The sequence below is a fragment of the Paenibacillus cremeus genome (genome assembly GCF_007786445.1).
GTDB lineage: Bacteria > Bacillota > Bacilli > Paenibacillales > NBRC-103111 > Paenibacillus_G > Paenibacillus_G cremeus.
In genome coordinates, this window is record NZ_VNJI01000110.1 from 1 (window position 1) to 2,809 (window position 2,809).

A 2,809-nucleotide genomic window follows, 5' to 3' on the forward strand; every position below is an offset into this window, starting at 1 on the left:
GGAGGGGAATGTGCTGGCCCAGCTGTATACGGACTGGGATACGCCGGAGCAGCTCGCGCGCGAGCGCGCAGCCGCGGCCGCTGCGGCGCAGGCGCTGGCCGCCGCGCAAGGCGCGCTCGCGCAGGCGCAAGCGGCGCAGGCCGCGGCCCGCGAGGCGCTGGCCGCGCAGGAGGCGCCGCTCGTGCTGCGCCTCGAGCAGCTGCGCCAAGCGGCCGCGCTGGCGGCGGAGCTCGCGGCGGACCGCGAGCGGCTGGCGGCGCTGGCCGCTGAGGCGGCGGCGCACGAGGCGCGGCTGGCCGCAGGCCGCGCGGAGCAGGCGCGCGAGCGCGAGCTGCGCGAGAAGGCGCTGCAGCGCCAGGCGCAGCTGCAGCTGGAGCTGAAGAGCGCCGAGGTGCCTCGCGCATGGCGGCAGCAGTTGCAAGAAGCGCTGCAGGAGAAGCGCGAGCTGGACCGGCTGAGCAAGCAAGCGGCCGAGCAGCAGACGGCAAGGCAGAAGCAGCAGGCCGAGCAGGGGCAGCTGCAGCAAGCCGAGCAGCAGTGGAGGCGCTCCGAAACGGAATGGGCGCAGCGGGAAACCGAATGGCGTACGCAAGTCCAGGCGATACATACAGGAATGGAGCAGCTGGAACGGGGGTTAGCCGGTTGGCAGGTGGCCATACCGGAGGAACTGGCACGCATCCGCAGGGCAGAACGGGAAGCGGAGCTGGCCTCGTTGGCCCAAACCTTGGCAGCGCACCTGCAAAACGGGGAGCCGTGCCCCGTATGCGGCGGGACGGACCACCCGGGCATCGCAGGGCAGCATAAGCCAGCCGAGACGGCAGGGGAAACCGGCGAGGAAGCCGCACGGTTGGAGCGTCTGGGGCAAGAAGCGAGAGAGCGGCAGATGGCCTGCCGGCAGCTGATGCATGCGCTGCAAGCGATGGAGCAGCAAGCAGACCAAGCGGCAGAACGAGCAGTGGAGGCCAAGAGACCTGCTCAGCCGGACGCATACAAAGAAGCTGCGGCAGCGGCCGTCGTGGAGATCCCATCGTGGAGATCCGCTTCGATGGCCGAAGGGCTGAAGCAGGTACATGAACACCTGTCCGAAGGAGAGCGTCAGGCGCAAGCGCTGCAGCAGTCGATGCAAAAGCTGCTGCAGGACAAGCGGCAGATGGATAAGCAGCTGCAAGAGCTGAACGCCCGCAGGCAGGCGCTGGAAACACTGATGTCAGCACAGGAGCAGGTCTCTGCGGAAACGAAGCGAAGCCTCAATGAAATTCAATCCGGCTGGACAGCCCGGTTTCCGGACCTCCAGCCGGATCAAGTCGTGGGAGCCGCGGAGACCCTCCGGAAAAAGGATGAGGCGGCGGAGGACCTGCGAGAACGTCTGGAGAAAAGCGTCGCTTTCCTGACCGAGAAGCAAACGCGGCTGGAGCAGCTCCAGGCGGAGCTTAGCGAAACGGACAAGCTTTTCGTGAAGTGCAATGCTGAGCAGCAGGCGCTGGAGCAATTGACAGCCCAGAAACAAAAACAGCTTGAAGCGTGGGTGCAGGATCAGGATGCCGCTGCGCTGGCAGCAGAGGTACAGACCAAGCTGATGCACTTGAGGCATCAAGCGGAGGCAACCGCACAGCAGCTGGATGGTGCGCAAGCCGCCAGCCATAAGCAAGCTCAAACGGAAGCGGCGGCTAGACAGGCGGCGGAGTCTACGGAGCAGCTTTGCTCCGACATGCAGCAGGAATGGGGAGAGCAGTCTGCGGCAGAAGGCTTCAAGACCGCGGAAGAAGTCTCGCAATCCTTGCTTGCCCCGGAGCAGCAGTCTGCATGGCAGGCGGAGGTCGAGGCGCATACCAAACTGGAGCATCAGTTGACCGCACGGCGCGTGGAGCTTTCGACTCAGCTGGGAGACAGGGAAGTGACGGACGAAGCTTGGCTAGAGCTGGAAAACGAGCTGAAACAGTGCAAGGAGCAGGATGAAGCTGCACTGCAAACAGTAGCGAAGGCGGAGCGAGATTGGGAAGATCTCCAAGAAAAGCATGCACGATGGTCGGAGCTGGAGATGCAGCGTGCAGCACGCCAGCAGCAGCTGGGATTACTTGGAAAGCTGCAAACCGTACTGCGAGGCAACGCGTTCGTCGAGTTTTTATCCGAGGAGCAGCTCATGCATGTCAGCCGGACGGCTTCCGAACGACTTGGCCAATTGACCCGGCAAAAGTATGCCATTGAGGTCGATTCCAGCGGTGGCTTTGTGATCCGGGATGATGCGAATGGCGGTGTACGACGTCCGGTCACGACGTTGTCTGGCGGGGAAACCTTCCTTACATCGTTATCCCTTGCGCTTGCGCTGTCTGCCCAAATTCAGCTGAAGGGTCAATATCCGCTCGAGTTTTTCTTTTTGGACGAAGGCTTCGGAACGCTGGATCAGGATCTGCTGGAAGCGGTCATAACAGCACTCGAAAAGCTGCATCTGGATAAACTGACGGTCGGTGTCATCAGCCACGTACCGGAATTAAGGGCCCGATTGCCTAGACGGTTGGTGGTCCATCCCGCCGAGCCAGGCGGCAGGGGCAGCCGAATTGCCTTGGAGACGATGTAGCTAAGGCGTTCACAATAACAGACTCAACGAGCAAACGGGCCACGGAGGTGGTCCGTTTTTTTATGTGCGCCACGCATGGCGATTAACTAGGCGGTGAAAGTCCGCTGTGGAGGCTTGTAGTTGCCAACCACTAGCCAAGAGCAAGGGTGTCCATTGCAAGGTGGAATCTGAAGGAAGCTGGAGGCAAACTTCCGACCCGAGGAACACGAATATCATCAGGCACAGGATATGGGA

1 protein-coding gene is annotated in these 2,809 nt (G+C 62.4%); it reads left to right on the forward strand.

The annotated features are described in order from the left end of the window. Nucleotides 1–613 precede the first annotated feature (613 nt). A complete protein-coding gene (locus FPZ49_RS34975) occupies nucleotides 614–2,575 on the forward strand; it encodes an SbcC/MukB-like Walker B domain-containing protein (protein WP_144855328.1) in 1,962 nt (653 codons plus the stop codon). The last annotated feature ends 234 nt before the right edge of the window (nucleotides 2,576–2,809 follow it).